The sequence below is a fragment of the Nitrosomonas sp. JL21 genome, assembly GCF_009833095.1.
GTDB lineage: Bacteria > Pseudomonadota > Gammaproteobacteria > Burkholderiales > Nitrosomonadaceae > Nitrosomonas.
This window is the reverse complement of the sequence record NZ_QRCB01000004.1, coordinates 1-17,499: the sequence shown is the minus strand read 5'-3', so window position 1 is coordinate 17,499 and position 17,499 is coordinate 1. Positions and strand designations below refer to the sequence as shown.

General features: G+C 39.5%; 11 protein-coding genes, 1 pseudogene and 1 other annotated feature. Of the genes and pseudogenes, 6 read left to right on the top strand and 6 right to left on the bottom strand.

The genetic code is table 11. The features are described from left to right. Positions 1-75: 75 nt before the first annotated feature. Positions 76-1,262 (bottom strand): IS3 family transposase gene (locus ABF87_RS02405; protein ID WP_160827542.1). Its coding sequence is split into 2 segments (ribosomal slippage): positions 76-977 and positions 977-1,262, totalling 1,188 coding nucleotides; the frame shifts between segments, so codons are not numbered across the junction. Next, positions 868-984: a sequence feature (AL1L pseudoknot), on the bottom strand. Its footprint overlaps the gene before it by 117 nt. 50 nt (positions 1,263-1,312) lie before the next feature. Continuing rightward, positions 1,313-1,603: pseudogene (locus ABF87_RS02400) on the bottom strand (transposase); the annotation flags it as partial. 616 nt (positions 1,604-2,219) lie between these two features. Between ABF87_RS02400 and dptF the strand changes: the two are divergent. The 5 genes from dptF to ABF87_RS02375 are packed head-to-tail and all read left to right on the top strand — an operon-like array spanning position 2,220 to position 10,841. Continuing rightward, entirely contained in the window at positions 2,220-3,839 is a 1,620-nt protein-coding gene (gene dptF / locus ABF87_RS02395; RefSeq protein WP_160827541.1) for a DNA phosphorothioation-dependent restriction protein DptF, read from the top strand. After that, positions 3,830-5,140 (top strand): DNA phosphorothioation-dependent restriction protein DptG, encoded by a 1,311-nt coding sequence (dptG, locus tag ABF87_RS02390; RefSeq protein WP_160827540.1) that lies wholly within the window; start codon positions 3,830-3,832, stop codon positions 5,138-5,140. Before dptF ends, dptG begins: the two co-directional genes overlap by 10 nt. Beyond that, positions 5,121-10,103, top strand: a complete 4,983-nt coding sequence (dptH, locus tag ABF87_RS02385) for a DNA phosphorothioation-dependent restriction protein DptH (protein ID WP_160827539.1) — start codon at positions 5,121-5,123, stop codon at positions 10,101-10,103. The genes dptG and dptH overlap by 20 nt, the downstream gene beginning before the upstream one ends. Then, the gene (locus ABF87_RS15380; RefSeq protein ID WP_160827538.1) at positions 10,090-10,659 is read left to right on the top strand and encodes a restriction endonuclease; all 570 of its coding nucleotides are present in this window, start codon (positions 10,090-10,092) and stop codon (positions 10,657-10,659) included. The genes dptH and ABF87_RS15380 overlap by 14 nt, the downstream gene beginning before the upstream one ends. Further along, positions 10,587-10,841: a restriction endonuclease gene (locus ABF87_RS02375; RefSeq protein ID WP_160827544.1), complete on the top strand. Its 255-nt coding sequence runs from the start codon at positions 10,587-10,589 to the stop codon at positions 10,839-10,841. Before ABF87_RS15380 ends, ABF87_RS02375 begins: the two co-directional genes overlap by 73 nt. Positions 10,842-11,128: 287 nt before the next feature. On the opposite strand, the gene dndE is transcribed toward ABF87_RS02375, so the two are convergent. From dndE to dndB, 4 genes are read right to left on the bottom strand one after another with little or no spacing between them, the layout of a single operon-like run. Then, positions 11,129-11,497, bottom strand: a complete 369-nt coding sequence (gene dndE / locus ABF87_RS02370) for a DNA sulfur modification protein DndE (RefSeq protein WP_164503120.1) — start codon at positions 11,495-11,497, stop codon at positions 11,129-11,131. A gap of 2 nt (positions 11,498-11,499) precedes the next feature. Next, positions 11,500-13,461, bottom strand: coding sequence for a DNA sulfur modification protein DndD (gene dndD, locus ABF87_RS02365; RefSeq protein WP_160827537.1), 1,962 nt, complete (start codon positions 13,459-13,461; stop codon positions 11,500-11,502). Next, positions 13,451-15,118 carry a DNA phosphorothioation system sulfurtransferase DndC gene (gene dndC / locus ABF87_RS02360; RefSeq protein ID WP_160827536.1) on the bottom strand — a complete coding sequence of 556 codons (1,668 nt, stop codon included), beginning with the start codon at positions 15,116-15,118 and terminating at the stop codon, positions 13,451-13,453. The genes dndD and dndC overlap by 11 nt, the downstream gene beginning before the upstream one ends. Then, positions 15,108-16,199, bottom strand: a complete 1,092-nt coding sequence (gene dndB, locus ABF87_RS02355) for a DNA sulfur modification protein DndB (RefSeq protein WP_160827535.1) — start codon at positions 16,197-16,199, stop codon at positions 15,108-15,110. The genes dndC and dndB overlap by 11 nt, the downstream gene beginning before the upstream one ends. A gap of 133 nt (positions 16,200-16,332) precedes the next feature. Here dndB and dndA point away from each other — a divergent pair, with 133 nt between their 5' ends. Continuing rightward, positions 16,333-17,457 carry a cysteine desulfurase DndA gene (gene dndA, locus ABF87_RS02350; RefSeq protein ID WP_160827534.1) on the top strand — a complete coding sequence of 375 codons (1,125 nt, stop codon included), beginning with the start codon at positions 16,333-16,335 and terminating at the stop codon, positions 17,455-17,457. Positions 17,458-17,499 lie beyond the last annotated feature (42 nt).

The window sequence follows — 17,499 nt, the reverse complement described above, 5'->3', positions numbered from 1 at the left end:
ATTCATTGACTGAATTATTAAGAACTGGGGCTCGGCAATTGATCGAGCAAGCCGTTGAAGCGGAATTATCAGAGTTTATGAAACAATACGCAGATCAGGTTCTGGGCAATGGCCGATCGGCTCCAGCAGTCGACGATTATTGAACCAGTCAACCCATTCCAGGGTGGCAAATTCCACCTCATCAATGTTGCGCCATGGGCCGCGACGTCGAATGACCTCTGTCTTATATAAACCGTTAATACTTTCAGCCATTGCATTATCATAAGAGTCACCGACGCTTCCAACAGAAGCTTCAATATTGGCCTCTATCAAGCGCTCGGTGTAGCGAATCGACAGATATTGACCTCCTCTATCACTATGATGAATCAGTCCTTTGACATCTTGGCGTGCCCACAATGCTTGTTCCAGGGCATCAAGTACCAACTCGGTTTGTAGTGATCGACTGACTCGCCAGCCAACTATAAATCGTGCAAAAACATCGATTATGAAGGCTACATAAACAAATCCAGTCCAGGTTGTTACGAATGTAATATCCGCAACCCAAAGCTGGTTGGGACGCGTGGCTACAAATTGCCTATTCACCTTATCTGTTGGTCGATCAAGCAAGTCATCAGCAATCGTAGTCCAACACTTCTTGCCGCGCCTGACGCCTCGTATTCCAAGCCTCTTCATCAGCCGCTCAACGGTGCAACGGGCAACCTCAATACCTTCGCGCATCAACTGCCGCCATACTTTGTTGACTCCATAGACTCTAAAATTGCTTTCCCATACCCGCTGTATATCTCGTTCGAGTATTCTGTCTCGCTTGATACGATTGGGCGATCGGTCAGAATCTCGTTCTCGTGCTTTGTGTTCATAATAACTCGACGGGGCAATCTGTATTTGTCTGCAGATCGACTCGACCCCAAAATGTTTCCTGTGCTGATCAATAAACATCATCTTTATTTCTGCCGGCGGTCGAGTTCCGCCTGGGCAAAATAAGCTGATGCTTTTCGTAATATCTCATTGGCACGCTTTAATTCCCGATTCTCGCGTTCCAATTCCTTGAGCCGCTCACGGTCAGTTGTGGATAATCCCCCTCGAATACCTTGATCTGTTTCTGACTGGCGCACCCAGCTACGCAGTGTTTCCGGCGAACAACCAATCTTCGATGCTATGGATAATATCGCTGCCCACTGCGATTCGTAGTCCTTCTGGTGTTCGTGCAATAGCCGGACTGCTCGTTCACGAACTTCCGGCGAATATCTCATCTGTTTTTTCATTACTCTATCCTCTCAAGAAATAGAGTCTCCTGCAAACCCGGGGGGATTCAGGGTGGTATCAAGCTGCTGTTAAATTTAATGCCAGAGCCTGAACGATCACGGACCTTGGGTACTTTGACTTCAATATCACCAAGCCCCGTTTGAATGGCTCGTTCGGGCAGATAACCATTCCTGACCACTGCCGGTTTTCCTTCGTCAGTTTTTAAACTGCTATGCTGCTTAAGGAAATCAGCCACTTCCGCTTCAATGGCATTAGCCAGCATCTTACGCGCTCCTTCCCGTAGTACTTCCTGTAACGGATGATCTGGTGTATTCAGCTTTAAAACATTATTATCTGTCATTGCGGTGTTTCCTTTTTATTGGTTGATCTGGCGAGATCTTTACCAACAGGTTACACCGCTTTCTTATACCGACATACACCAGAAATGATCATAGCTCGGGATGCCCTATTAATAGTTTAAGAAGTGGGTGGTAATCTAGCAGGGTATAAGATGAAGAATCAATAGCTTTTAAGCATTTTATGTGTTTGTCGCCTAAAAACTCACTATAAGACACAGGAGGATTTAAATCCTCAACGAATTGCTTTTAGGACCGCTAAATACATTGCATTTCCTATATAGATTGGACTATGAAGCCACGTTTTGTAGCTACAATTACTCTGCTTGTCTCATTACCGGTCAATATTATGCTTACTTGAGAGCACATTCTTTTGGTATTGAGCAATAGTGAGTTTTACCTTCTTGTTAAAAGATGCTTAGAATAAGCAAATTTGCTGCTTGATGATGAATACGACATAACCCAGTAAGAGTAGTGACTATGGCGTTATTAAGTTGTTCGTTGCTTATGAATGAAAAGTGTATGTATATATTCATTTGGACCAAAATTAAATTTTGAATGAGTACTTAATTGCCATTCGCCAAGAAGTAGTCAAAACTACTTAATAACAAAGGATTGTATATGAGACTTCGTGATGTCTTAAGTGTTCTCTCAAAATCCTCACCATATGCAGTAAAAACTGATCGTGAGAAAATCTTGTCGAGCGAACTCGACAAGGTTAAAGACTATCTTTATGTCGAAACTGATATCGAATCTGATTTTCGAATACAGCTGCAATCTTTAGCTGTTGGCGAGAAGAAGATAATTTTTTTATGTGGAAGTAGTGGTGATGGTAAATCTGAAATTCTAACTAGATATAGTAAGAAATTCGATAATATCGCCCTTTTCCATCTGGATGCCACACATAGTTTAAGTCCTAAAGAAACTGCGATTGATCGTTTAAATATGTTATTCGCTGACTATGAGAGCGGTTATAAAGCGCTTGTCATTGGAATAAATATTGGGATGCTTGCTAATTATGCTGAAGAAGGTAATTATGAGAAAGCCAAAACTGCAATTAGTAATTATCTTGAAAATTCCACAGAAGCTGAAGGATATGTATTTTTTGATTTTGAAAAATATCCAAAATTCAAGTTAGAATCTCATCGCTACACATCTGATTTTACAGAAATAATACTGAAACGTATTACTGCAAATGATGACAATATTATTCGCCAGTACTATGACAAAGAACTTCAGCATCCAGATGTGGATTTGAGTTTGTGTGTAAATTATTACTTACTCTCATTGTCTTCTATACAAAAAATTGTTGTAGAACTACTTTTCAAAGCCCGATTGATGAAAGACCAGTTCTTAACAGCAAGGGCACTTCTCGATTTTGTATATCATCTTTTTACTGGCCCAGGCTATCTATTTGATAATATATTTACATGCCAAGACAATGAAATCGTAGCAAAAATAGCTGATTTTGATCCTGCCTTAAAGAGAACAAAATTAATTGATCAATTTGTATTAAGTCAAAAACTCAGAATCAATGAGCCCGAGTTTGAGAAATTCAAGTTGACTTTAAATTTGGGAAATTTGGATCTACACAAGTTAAGCTCACCTGAAAGCAACATTCGTTTTTTTTTCTTACTCCAGAATGAGGAACTTAGTAACAATTATCATAAAAAATTCAAGATTGATTTCTCAGACAATTTGTTGGATACATATGCCACCATATGGCGACTACACAAAATGCCAAAAGAAACTGACAGCAAAGCAGAGCTAAGACCCTTCTACCGAGATGTTCTGATGACAGCAATCAGCAAATACATCAATAAAAATACCCCATACTTAGGAAGAGATGAATTTTTGCTGGCGTCGCGTGGTGGTTATATGGTAACTGCGCATTTGGACATTAAACAAGATAACGTTGCCATAAAGTGTGAATCATCAAATGAAATAGAAAATGTAAGTCATTTCTTAGCTTTTTTAAAGGTTGATGAAAAATCTTTGAAGCCGATCCCAATTAATATTAATTTGTTAGAACTGCTCCTTAGAATTGTGGAAGGTTATCAACCCAATAAGCATGATAAAAATGCTGTAGTGTTATTAGATGAGTTATTAGATAAGTTATATGAAATTGCATCAAAATCAAAAATACTATTCATCACAAACGATCAGCAACGTTTCAAGCTTTATGATGCTGAAAGTAATGGTACCGAGTTAGAAGTGAGTGGTGAACAAAAGTGTATTTAAATAAAGATTTGCAAATTACTAATAACAAACTCACAACCTATTTTCCCATCAGAACAAAGGATGAACGAAAAGAGTTTGATTGGGACAATATTCTGGGAATAGTTATTTCTGACGTATATCGGAAGAAGCTATTAGATAAAGACTTTGACAAGTTCACTGAGCTGTGTGAATTCGAGTTTAAACAACGATTAGATGATCCTGCTTTTTGGCTTGTTTTAAAAAAGATGTATTTTGATAATCCAAATACATTAAATATTGCTCCAGAATTTTTATTGTTTAAATGTGAACAGACTGAAGAAAATAAACATAACCAACGAGTTGGTAAAATGTTCTCCAATATGTTGGATGACACTAATTTTGTTAATTTAAGACCGATTACACTAAATTTTATCGACCAAATAATATATGACGTATTTCTAAACAAGGCTCTAAAGCCAGAGCGTGAAATTAAACGTCATGACCTGAGAGAAGAGATCTTTTTGCCATTTATGGCCGATTGCTTCAAACAAGACTTTAAATTTCTCAGTACCAAACCACGCTATTTACTCGAAAACTTCAAATCCTTCTTAAAACTTTACGGGTTTCTTTATACCAGTCAGCTTGCACATAATTTGTTGAGGTGGAATCAGGGAGAGCCAGTGCACCTTCCCAATTATTTGATTTTAGATATTGAAAAAGCTAGTCAGGAAAGACGTGAAATTCACGACAAAGGCTATAAACAGCTCCAGAAACATGTGTACTACTTATTTCCTTATTTATCAATGTCGGAGATGTTGCAAGGTAAGGTCGACGTGGTAAAGCCATTGTGGGCATTAGCAGAAAGTATAAAAGGGTTGGACGAAGCAACTTACCAATTGAATGATTTCTCATACCGCTTTGTTAAAGAACGGCAGTTAACAAGCAACAATGTTCAAAATCAGGCGACTGCCAGTGAAGCATTGGCTCAGGTATTAAGATTATCGAGAAATCAATTTGATACTGGAAACAAAGACAAAGACGACATTAATGCGAACTTTGCCAAAGCGACATTAAAGTTACTGTGTTCTGATTTTATTCAACATCGAGGGGCAGCAGGCGCTACGCTGGTACTCAATCAGGATTATTTATTGCTACTTACAAATCTAGTCATTGGTGAGAATGAAAAGCTTCGGCTTAATGAATTAGTTAAAGCCTTTGAGCGTCGCGGAGTATTTTTTGATAAGCAGAGTCAAACTGAAGTTGTACAGTTTTATGAGCGCATTGGAAATGTTGAGCGCATGAGTGATAGCGGAGATGCTGTATATGTCAGAAAAACAGTTTGAGGATTTTCTTGTTGAGCAACTCGAAAAATGGGGTAGCAAGGATCTTAAACCTGGATTTCGTTATCAGTTTAAATCACCCGATAACAAAAATAGTGAATCGTTACTTTCGGCTTTGTTAAGGCAACAGGCGGGTAAGATTCAGGACGGGGCTACAGAGTTACCTTTCGTTGAGCTCAATGGTGTGAAGTTGATCTGCGTATTGCACGGCAATTCTTTGTATGGGTATACCGAAAACTACATATCACGATTGCGAGATAAAGTATCGTCACAGCAGTATGATTTCCAGAATTCCGCGTTGTTAATCATACATAACAGCATGCTAGATACCATTATTAATTCCGCGGACGATCTTGCACAAAACGGTTATATCTGGCATCCATCAAATCTTAGAATCGAGTTAGAAAAACTCATTAATCCTTTTAATACACAATGTCACATCTCAGCTCACTTGCTGAGCTTAGTCTATCAGCAAATTATAGAAAATGGAGGTACAGTTTTTGGCTTTAATAGCCTTTACAAAGCATTACTTGATGGTGATTTGAAGTTTTGTGAATTGGGACTTTTACTCGATTCTGAATTAATCAGATTCGATAATGAAGCACAAATACAAATACGGCTAGAGGAGAATAAACAACTACATGACCGTATCGCAGAGATCACAGAGCGTTTTCCAAATGAACTTGTCGAAAAACTTGCAGAACTCGATTTTGGTCAGAGCTTTGTTGAAAACAATTTTGCGGATCTTACATCGTGGAAGAACAATTTAGAGTTTACGGCTTGCTATCAGGAACAGGCAAAAAATCGTGTCGCAGGTTTAAAGCTCGAGTCAGAAGAGTGCCCACCAAATATAAATCTAATATCCAGAGATAAAGCTGCTACAAAAGCAGGCAAGCGAGAGCGACATTTAATCCTGAATCTCGACTCCGGAATGATAGATGCTGAGTTTGAACTGGTATTTATCGGTGCTACAGTAGAAAAAAGCGAAGTTGAGATAAAAGACACGTCAGAACAGAAGGTTTGTCTATCCGGTATTAATAACTCGGGTGGTAAGCGAAGCAGAGTAAAATTTAAATGCGTACAAGTCTCATCCCCACTTTACTTCAGCATAAGATTAAGACGAGAAAAAACTGTAGAGTGTTACAGCTTTAAAGTATTAGTACTTCCAGCCTGTGACTTTTTAGTGTCGGAAATTTCTAATAACTTTTTGGTGATTCCGAAGCGCAAACGTCTTTTGCTTCAAACTGATGAGAACATACTAAAAATATCAGAGCAAACCGCTGAAGCTGAACTCGAACAGATTGGACAAACGTTCGAAACAGCTATTATTGGTATAGTTAATTTCGAAACTCTGGCCAATGAATCTTCTGAATTGAGTTTTATAGTTAAAACTCACAACCTTACATTGGACTTTGAAGTTGAGGGCGCTGTTGCGTCAGACGCGCTTACACTACCCCTTCTTTTGGATGCTGAACGCTATAACCGCTTATTTGAGAAATCCTATTTTGGCGTTTTTAATCGAGCCAGAAACAAGATAATACTTGATAACCAGGAGATTGCGCCAAAAGCTCGTAGGCTAACTATTCTGCAATGGGAGCATGAGCTTGTTTGCGAGCAATTATTATACCGTCATGATGATCCTGAGCGTAATATCTCAACATCGCACTTATCAGCTTTTCCGATGCTTCAAACCGCCTATTGCCGTTTCTTTTCCGAGTTACAGCAACGCAAAACACTACCTTCAATAAGTGGTTGGGATATCGAGTATCAACAGTGTGTAAAGGATGTAGTAACGGCTTTTAATGATGCTATAGCTGTTATTAAATACAATGACCTACTGACAAAAAAACAGAAGCAGCTAATGTTGTTAGGGTTTGCAGTATTTGATTCAAAAGAGTTTATTACGTCACTGCATCCTATTGTACTTGGATACTATCTATATTTAGCTGAGCAGATTTCTGCAGATAAAGAAGTCAAACAAAGCTTTTCCGAATTACCCAAAATCACAAAGGAACGTCTCAATCCTCAAGGCTTGTTGCCTTATATATATCACCCAAGGCATGGCTTTAGTTATGTTCAGGTTGAAAGAGATAATAACTTCTGGTTGCAATTGGTGCCCCAACAACTAACAAGCTTGAGTTTTGTTCGCAAGTTAGTTGCTGAAAAGATCGGAGAATTTCAAACTGCCTTTAACATGTTATTTAGTTGTGGACCTAAAGCAAAGCTGCTGATTAACTCAGTTAATAATCACGACAACTATAACTTATTCATGGGACTAGTTGATCTAGTTAAACAGCTAAAAGATACGGTGCCATACATCCATGTGTGCCTATATGACGATAAGCTAGAGTATAACGAGTTTGATCGCTTTGCTGAGCTTGGAAAACATGAAGAGATCAAGCAGCGTTACGAATTAGATAAAGGAAAAGCAAGAGAATATGCCGATCTGGTAGTTGATCTACTGCGGACTCGACTGACATACAGCAAATATGAAAACGGCAAGGTAAGTTCGCAACAATACGCTCATATCAGCTTCTTCCGAAATAACCAACGAGTAGAGCGCACCGATGTTGATCCAGATCAAGAGTTAAGTGGCATAGTATGCAATGGCCTAATTTCTGGTGAAGCTGCAGCCAATAAGCAAGACTGTTATTTCACAGCTTTTGGCTTAAAAGGTATTGATATCATAAATTTACCGCATCTGCGGTTGGCACAACAATATAACCGGTTATTAAAACCAGCATTAAAAACAAACGAACAACATGGTCATGCTAAATCGACAGCTTTGGCCGTAAATGATAACTTTAGGTCATTATTAGAACGTTCCTACGACAGCTCTATTTGGACCTGTATTATTGACCCTAAAGTCACACTCGATTTCTTCGAGACCTCGAAAGATGTTGTCTTGATTCACTATTCTGATAATTACACCAATTCGACAAATTATGATGCGATAACCGTAACCAAACAAACGGATCTTTATCGTAAAGTCCTTGAGCGTGACGAAAAAGGTGGTCATATTGAAGAGTTTAATGCTTTTAATGGCGAGTGGCTATTGAAGATGATCACTGACCGGGATACAGAACGCAAAGCTAAACGCGGTATTATTGGTGCTTATAAATATGTGAATTGTCTTCTTGCTGGTTCTGATATTACTTGGGTTCCACTTTCGATAGCTGAAATGATCCGTGTTGCCGGAAATATTGGTTTAAAAATTAGCGAATCCGATTTCTCAAGAGCTGTACAAGGCTATAGGCAAGGCGCTATTTCTGATGATGTGCTTTTTGCCGGTTTTAAAGGCCATAAGCTTTATCTGCTGCCAGCTGAGGTAAAAACAGGTAAACGTCAAATATATAGTAAAGGATTCCAACAAGCAAAAGAGCTGAAACGTTATCTTACAGATGACTTACTCGGCAAGGATGACTTGGCTGGAATGCTTTATCGTGGTTTGTTTGCGCGACAGGTATTAATGCAGGTTGAAAAATACAAGCTTTATAATCTTTACACCCACGATTATTTCGATGAGCTGACAGAAAATCGCGAATGGTGGTTAAAAGGCGAGTATCAAATAGGAACTCTTCAAGATTATCCTGAAGGGTTTTTATTCGTTAATGTTGAAGATCCAACCTTCTTTGATGCGAATTTCACTCAAGAGGAAGAAATCTTAAAAATCGAGTTACCAATAGCTGTTCTTGGAGAGCTGATAAGAATCCCCTTAAAAAGCATGCTTGCGGATGCCAAAAGTGAAACGCTTTTTCATATTCCTAATGAGTACTTATTGCGACCACAAGATGAGCTACCAAAGGCGAACATGAAACCTTATGCAAATGAACCCTTGCGAGTTCTGTTAGGCCACGATGCACGTAATGAAATGCCACTGTATTGGGAACCCACCAACACTGCTAAGTTCATGAACACTAATACAGGTATCATCGGTACTATGGGGACGGGTAAAACACAGTTTACCAAGGCGATGGTAACTCAGCTTTATCGCAACCAGCACGATAACGTTAATGCTGCTTCGATTGGCATGTTGATTTTTGATTACAAGTCAGACTACGTTGATAATGCTTTCATCAACGCAACGAATGCAAAAAAATTCAAGCTATTCCAGTTGCCGTATAACCCGCTTAGTCTATTCGGTGATACTCCAATGCTGCCAATTCACACCGCAGCAGGCTTTTCTGAAACCATGGCAAAAGCATACGGTTTGGGGCCGAAACAGCAGCTTAAACTCGAGAATTTGATTCTAGAAGCCTATTCAATGGCTGGTATTTCACCCGAAAACTCATCCACATGGAGCAGACCTGCACCTACGATCGATGACATTTGGGCTTTATTTATTGCTCAAGAAAAAGTTGAAGAGGATTCTCTATATGCGGCTTTGTCAAAATTAGCCCGATTTAAGATTTTTGAATCTACGCCGGAGAAAATGACAAGTCTTTATGAGCTTACTGAAGGAATCACAGTCATTGAATTAGCTGGTTATCCTTCAGAGATACAAAATTTGGTTGTTGCACTGACATTAGACCTTTTCTACTCTCAAATGCAGAAGCGTGGCAAACCAGTCGTTCAGGGTGACTACCGACAAATCACAAAGTTGATTTTGGTAGATGAGGCGGACAATTTTATGTCGCAGAATTTCACAAACCTTCGAAAAATTCTCAAAGAAGGCCGCGAGTATGGTGTAGGGATAGTACTTTCTACTCAAGACATCACACATTTCAAAACGGGCGAAAATAATTATGCAGCCTACGTGTTAACTTGGGCAATTCATCGGGTAGCAGAAATACGAAATACTGATATCAAAGCTATTTTCAATATTGATGATAAAGGCGATCAAGAGAACTTGATGGAAACCATCCGTAAGCTTGATAAGCACTACAGCTTGTATATCGATGGTGAAAAAAAACTAACGAAGATGCGTGATATAGCGTTTTGGGAGATTGCTCGTGACTATAGTTGAGGCAATCAAAAAGGTATTGGAGCAGCACCCAGCTGGCCTTGGTTTTGTAAAAATATATGATGAAATTGTCAAGAATAACTTATATGACTTCGGTGCTATAGATCCGCAATCAGTAGTGAGAAGTAAGCTACGCCAACACTCCGTAGGTGTTGATTTCCCATCTGCTAGTCCAACTAAGTATTTTTACACCGATGGTGAAAAAGGAAAGGCTGCAAAGTATTTTCTTTGGGACGGCAAATCCAAACCTACCCGTAATAAAGAACCAGAGAAGTATGACCGGCTTCCAGAGGAAGTTATTGATTCTTCCCATAGCGAGCATTTATTACAAATAAAAAACCAAATGATGGATTTTATTTATAACTCTGATTATGGTTTCTTCGAAAAACTAGTAATTAGATTGCTACAAAAAATGGGTTATGGTTGGGATAATAAAAAATCAGGATTCCATACGGGGGGTCCAAACGATAGAGGTATTGATGGGTTATTTTCCTCGACCAGCTTGGACTTGATAAAGTATACCTTCAGGCAAAGCGATATAAAAAAGACTCTCCAGTGAGCCAGAGTGAAATGCAAAAATTCATTGGAGCCATGAATACCAAGGGCGCAGGGAAAGGTGTTTTTATTACTTCTTCCTCATTCACAAAAACAGCCGTTGATGAAGCATCAAAGGCTCAGTTAATGAAAGTTGTGCTCATTGATTCTGAAAACTCAGTAAGTTACTTATTAATAACCACTTAGGAGTTACAGTAACTGCCAATTATGAAATTTATACAATCGATACTGACTCTTTTAAAGATCAATGAGGCATACTAAGGGTGCTAATAAACAAAAGGCTCTAAAGTTCCACGGGATTTATCGACGCTACCACATAAAAAACTGCGAATGTCAGTTCAATTCACGTGAACTGATAAATACAGCAAAGCTGAGCGTGACACATCCATAATCTTTGCGATTGATACTTTTTTACCCAGAAGCATCTTAATTTCAGTCTCTTTGATATCTAGCCAGGAAGAACAATGAGAGCTTTATTCTGAATTTTGGCAGATAAAATCCAAATTTGTATATTTAATGTGAAAAGAAATGCCACGATTTAAGTGGATTCTTATAAAGTCAGAAAAGCCCAAGCTATCTAAATTTATTTTTTGCTTTTGGTAAAGTTGTTCAAGAATCGTGAGGTAGACATCGGAATATTCTCCTGCAAAAGTTTTCCAAGTCATCTCTACATTGCTATCCGATGGAATGTCCTCCTTCGGTGGTACTGTTGGGTCTGCCAACGACATACATAGTGCCCAACGGCAAAGTACATTCCAGTTCTCGATCCCGGTTTTACGTTTCAGGATAATTAGCTGCTGCTTCTGTTTTTCTGATAAACGGATAATATCGATGCCTTGCATAATTAGAAATATCCCTTGGTAAAGCTGGATGTCTTAGCTTGCTCGTCGTAACTAATATTATATTCGCTACTAATTGTGGGTTTTAATTGCTCATAATAGTCGCCAATAATCTCTTCATCTGTCGATAGCAAAATCACTTGTCGTCCGGCTTTTGGGAAGTAGTTATTTACCAGTTTGGTACGGTGTTTGCCGTCTAAACGTCCCAGCGGGGTATCGATTACTGTCGGCAGCTCTTTGCCTGATGCTTCTGCGAGACCCCACAAAATAGCTATTGCCAGTAACTGACGCTCACCTGCGGAAAGTTTACTCGGTTCGAGTGATTGGTTTTTAGTGTCAAACAGCGTTATTTCAAAGCTTACAGGCGATATACTCAATGCACTTATTAACTGCTCTTTGCGTTCCAGTGCATCGAATTTCTGTTTCACAAGTTTTTCTAGTCGTTCTATATTTTCTGCAATTAATTGCTCAGAAAAGCCTTGTAGCATGGCTTTGAGCTGTTTAATATGCTCACTGACCTGGATAGCGCGTTTTTGTTCGAATGTATCATTATTCTGCTGCGCCAATAAATTGGTATATCGTTGCGACAGGACACTACTCCTGGTTTGAGCTTGTTCTAATAACTGCTGTTTATGCTTCAAACGCACATGTATGTTCTTGAAAGTGGCCTCACATTCGGCCAGTTCAGCTAGCAAATGCCGAACGGAGTCGTAATCTGGAATGGTATCTAGCTGCTTCTGTAAAAAAGCCTGTTTTTCAAGCAAATTAGCTTCCACTTTCTTAAGTTGCTTATTCTGCTTTGACTCCTCTGCTATACGTTCATCTAGTCCATTAAAAATACTTAGGTCAGCATTAAGATAACATTCAATACCGGCAAGCTTCTTACGCTCTATCGCCAGCTCCGTCATGGTGCCATTAACCTTTGTGATCGCATCCATTGGCGTGCTAGCAGCCTTAAGACTTGCTAGAATTTTTTCTTCATATTCAGAAATTGCCTTATCCAGCACTTTCGCTTGATGCGCTTCAGTTTCCAGTTTGATCTGCATTTTTGTTTGTTCGATGAGTTCTGTAATCAACCCTAATGGACCAACACCTGCAGCGAGTTTAACTTGTTCAGCTTTGTTCAGTTTAAGCTTTGCCTCGACAGCTCCCGATTCAAACTTAATTTCATCTCGCTTTTCAATTAGATGCGCACCAGCGTTGCGAACAGCCTGACGTGCCTTATTTATCGCAATGTTGGTATCACTGGCCTGTTGCTCTAATTCAGCAATATCTTTTTTTAGATCAGAGATAACCACATTGTGCTGACCCATTTCATCCTCGCAGATTGATACCTTGGCCATTACACGTTGGTCAACATTTCCGCTTCTACGCTTCTTCTCTAGTTGCCCTAGATCAAGTTGTAATTGACCGAGCAAGTCTAACCCCAATAGATTCTCGATGCCGGTTTTAACCAGTTCAGAAGAGCGTTGAGGATGGGCGAGATTTTCAATTTTTTCGCCATCGAAAAAGAATAAATCTGACAAAGTAAGGGGAATAAACTCATTTACAAATTCATCCCAATATTCACTAAGGTGTTCATCATACTGATAGTCACACCATACTTTCACCTTGTCTTTGGGGTCGGTATGGCCTTTAACCGTCCAACTGCGCTCCACCTCAAATTCACGGATGCGATTATCTATATGGTGGTTAAAGGATAATGATAGGCGAACAGGAGCATCATTGTCGGCGTAACGATTTTTGCAACCTGCCAAAAAAGTTCCATAAGCAATATCTGTACGATTCGAACACTTGGCATGCTTTCCATACAATACGAGCTGAAGGGCATCCAGAAACGTAGTTTTACCTCCACCGTTCAGCGCGCCAAACAAAACAACTGGTTTTCCATCTTTAACTCGAAGATCAATAACATGTTCACCTTGGTAAATACCGAAGTTCTCAATGGTGAGCTCTTTAAAAATCATCGCTGATTTCCTCTGTTTCAATCAGCAATGAGCTGTATCCTTGTTCTTTAATCGAACGTGTAATGATGGCTATTTGTTCTGCAAAATTATCTTTTTCTTGCTGTGAAAGATTCGGGAAGTTATCTAGCTGAATTTGTAGTTCGTGGCGCTTGCGTTCTAAAGCGAATGTTTTTGCCTCTTCTAGCGAAGAGAATGCCCCTTTTTCTAAGCTATCGTTCAGTTCATTGGCAAGGTTAGCTCGACGCAATTGATTTTTGTGTTTGTTGGCAATGGCTATTACTGAGCGAATTTGTTGATACATCAAACCATCTAAATCACCATGCTCCACACATCTTTTTTTTAACTTATTCAATACTTGCTTATTAAGAATAGGATGGTGAGCCCGTTTTTTCCCAGGATAGACTTTACCAAGTATCCGCTCATATATTCCTGGCAAATTATCTTCAATTTCAAGTTTTTCTTCCAACCAATTACGGCGAATTTCTTCTAATTCCTCCAAAGGAAGTAATTCAAGATTCTTCACCTCTTTAGGCCCAATCTGCTGCACAGCTTGTTGAGCTTTTAATACCTTTTCTAACAGTTCTTCACGAAATTGCTGTATATAGGGTCCTGGTACAATGTCTGCACCATACTTTGATATATGGACAGTCAATGAGCCGTTCATGCGCCGGAAATCGCGACGGCTTTTATCACGTCTAAGCTTGTCTAGCTTTTTGTCTCTATTTGCATCGTTAACATCAATTTCGTTTCTCAGGGCGAGTAAAGGTAACATCCATTCTTTTTCTTCATCGTTTGCGATCATGGCCGACATTGATTTGTCTTCGGAAACCATAGTGCACACATAACAGCCAAAACGGCTATCGCCACAACTTTGAGTGCTTTTATCTATAACCAATGGACATTCGCCTCCCTCCGTAGCGCCTTGATACATCCCCATTAAATCTTGATTTGGGAAGTTCCAAGGGTTTGGTACTGAATTCAGATACACCCACACATCATCATTGGTCCATTCTGCAATCGGTGTATAAACCCATACTCGATCTAAACTACCATTCGCGGTCAAACCATCAGCTCTGCGAGTATTGGTTTCGATACTTTCGTAATGCTCCATTGATGCAGCTCGTGCCGCGCTCTCTGCTTTACGAGTACCCAACACTAAGATAGCTTCGCCTCGTTGCTCTACAAGGCCATTAATGAAAGTATTTGAAGGTGATATTTTTAACCTGTCAGTACACCAGCGAAATTTATAACGTGGAGCAGGATAACCTTTTCCTATCAAGTTGACCCAGAAACGATCTTTTACCGCAGGTGTTAAGCGATGAGGAATAATCGGTATACTTTGCTGCTCCATAGCTTCTTTCATACGCTCAAGCGACTTCTCTACCCACATGGCAACAATAGGGTTTTCTACTAACGTATCTGTACTAATGACATGCACATCTTTATGGCATTTATTTTCTTTCTTAAGATCGAGTAGCGCGTACCAGATAAGCTGTAAGATCGCGGTTGAGTCTTTTCCGCCACTATAACCAATTACCCAAGGAATTTGATCCGATAGATATAGCTGCTTCACGTGAGCTTTAACTACTTCTATTGTGCTTTTCAGGCCTTTATCACTAAATGCGGAATAGGTTTTAACTGATTGCTCACTTCCCACCGCGAGCTCCTGATAACTTTGCTTCGTCTTGCTGTTCTTTTTGACTTAATGGTAATCCTAAGAGGATCTTAATTTTGATGGCTGTAAGCTTTGCTCTGCTTGAATTGTTGCTCATTTCGCCATTTACTAAACATCTACCTTCCCAGTCAACTCGGTTGCTTCGATCCCAATTTATATCTTTAAGCTTCTGTAGCTTAAATTCCCAATCATCTATTTGTAAAAGATGCTTACCAACTATACCTAATGCTTGTACTGTTACTGAATGAACATTTATGGAGTGTTTGCGCGCATCGCTAGCAGATAGTTTGTTCTCAAATACAAATTGCCACTCTGCCAGATTTTCGTATACACTTTCCCAGTATCTCGCTGCGATAGGAATCAATTTTTTATAATTATCTGCGTTTACCTTATCGAACAGCTCTTTTGTTGCCCGATTGAAAGCACTGTGAGTGAGAAGCTTTTTTGATCGCTGACCTAGATTATTCTTCTCAAGATCGATAAGCTTTAGCAGCACAGGGTTAGCGTAGATCAATTCTTTTGATAATAGAGCCGATGGTTTGTTGTCGTAAGTAATACCCAAAGAACGATCTGTTTTAACTGGATATAAGTTTAAATCTTTAAAAATCTTCTGGCGTGCTTCGAGCGTTTTATCTGCAAAAAATACGACTGATATAGCCTCGTCTGCTAAAGTTGGATCTTGGGTCAAAGCTTCAAGAATTGCAGCATTTCTATGCTGCCCGTCCGTTATATACACCTCTGCATTAGAGTCAATTATTAAAGTACCAATATTGCTTTCGTGCTGGTCTTCACCAATCGCAGCGAATTGACTAAAACCTTCGATACACGCTGTTATAGCTGAGAAAACATAATCTTCTCGTTGCGACAGGATATAATTGGTAATTTCAGGAATACGTTCGGGGTTTAATGTTCGCTGGGCTCTAGCTTCAACAGGTAGCGCACTTTCGTCAAAAGTAAAAACTTTTTTGAGTCTTTTTAACGGGCACATACCAATGTAATATTCGTTGCCAGCCTGAATACCTCGAATTGCTGGAAATGAAATCCCTGAAGTTATAGAGCTCACGTTTATGTCCCGAAATATAGAATTCTACTATGTACGTACGAATTTTATGCTTGTATGTACAAACATGTCTAGTATACTAGCAATAAAATTCCAATTTGTCTTGTTCTCCCCTTAAAAACAGTTGACCTTCTTTATGACTATTTACTTGGATTACAACGCAACAACACCAGCCCTTCCGGAGGTTGCTGATTTGGTTTATAGAATGATGGTTGATGACTTTGGCAATTCGAGTAGTAGAACCCATGAATTTGGTATTGCCGCTAAACAAGCGGTTGAGTTTGCAAGAACCCAAGTTGCTAATGTGGTTCAAGTAGACAAGGCAGAAGTTATTTTTACTAGCGGAGCAACAGAGAGCAATAACATTGCAATTTTGGGATTATGTGAATTCGCTGAAGCAAATGATAAAAAACATATCATCACAACAAAAATAGAGCATAAATCGGTTCTTGAACCGATAAAGCATCTTCAAACACAAGGCTTTGATGTTACCTACTTGAATATTGGTAAAGATGGTCAGGTAAATGTTAATGAGCTTAAAGCTGCATTACGGGATGAAACCTGTCTTGTATCCATTATGCACATCAATAATGAAACTGGATCGATCCAACCAATTACGGAAATATGCCAGATCCTGTCCTCGCATGAAGCTTACTTGCATGTAGATGCTGCTCAGAGTTTCGGTAAGTATCCTTTTGACCTCGACAATCAAAGAATTGACTTCATTAGTGCTAGCGGACATAAGCTGTTTGCCCCCAAAGGTATAGGTGCGCTAATAATGCGTAGACGTGGTTTTATTAAGCCACCGTTGAAGCCAATTTATTTTGGTGGAGGACAAGAGAAAGGACTCCGGCCTGGAACACTGGCGGTTCCATTGATTGCCGGTTTTGGATTGGCTTGTGAGTTAGCCCAAAATAATGCACAAAAGTGGTGTGAGCATGTGGCAGGTTTGAAAGCCAAACTAATGGATTCCTTAAGAGCTTTAGAGGCTGAGTTTAATGGTAACAACACCTCTCCTTATGTGTTGAACTTTTCAGTGCCAGGAGTGAACTCTGAAGCTGCAATGGTTATGTTAAAAGGTATTGTTGCAGTGTCTAACGGTTCGGCTTGCACTTCTAGCAGCTATTCGCCATCGCACGTTCTATCAGCTATGGGACTAAGTCAAGAACAAATTGATGGTTCCATAAGGGTTTCATGGAGCCATCAAACGACAGCTGTGCCATCAGATGAAATCTGCCGAATAATTAAAGAACTTTTGTGAAGTATGTAGTGGTCAACTAATTCCGGATAAAAGATAAGCCGG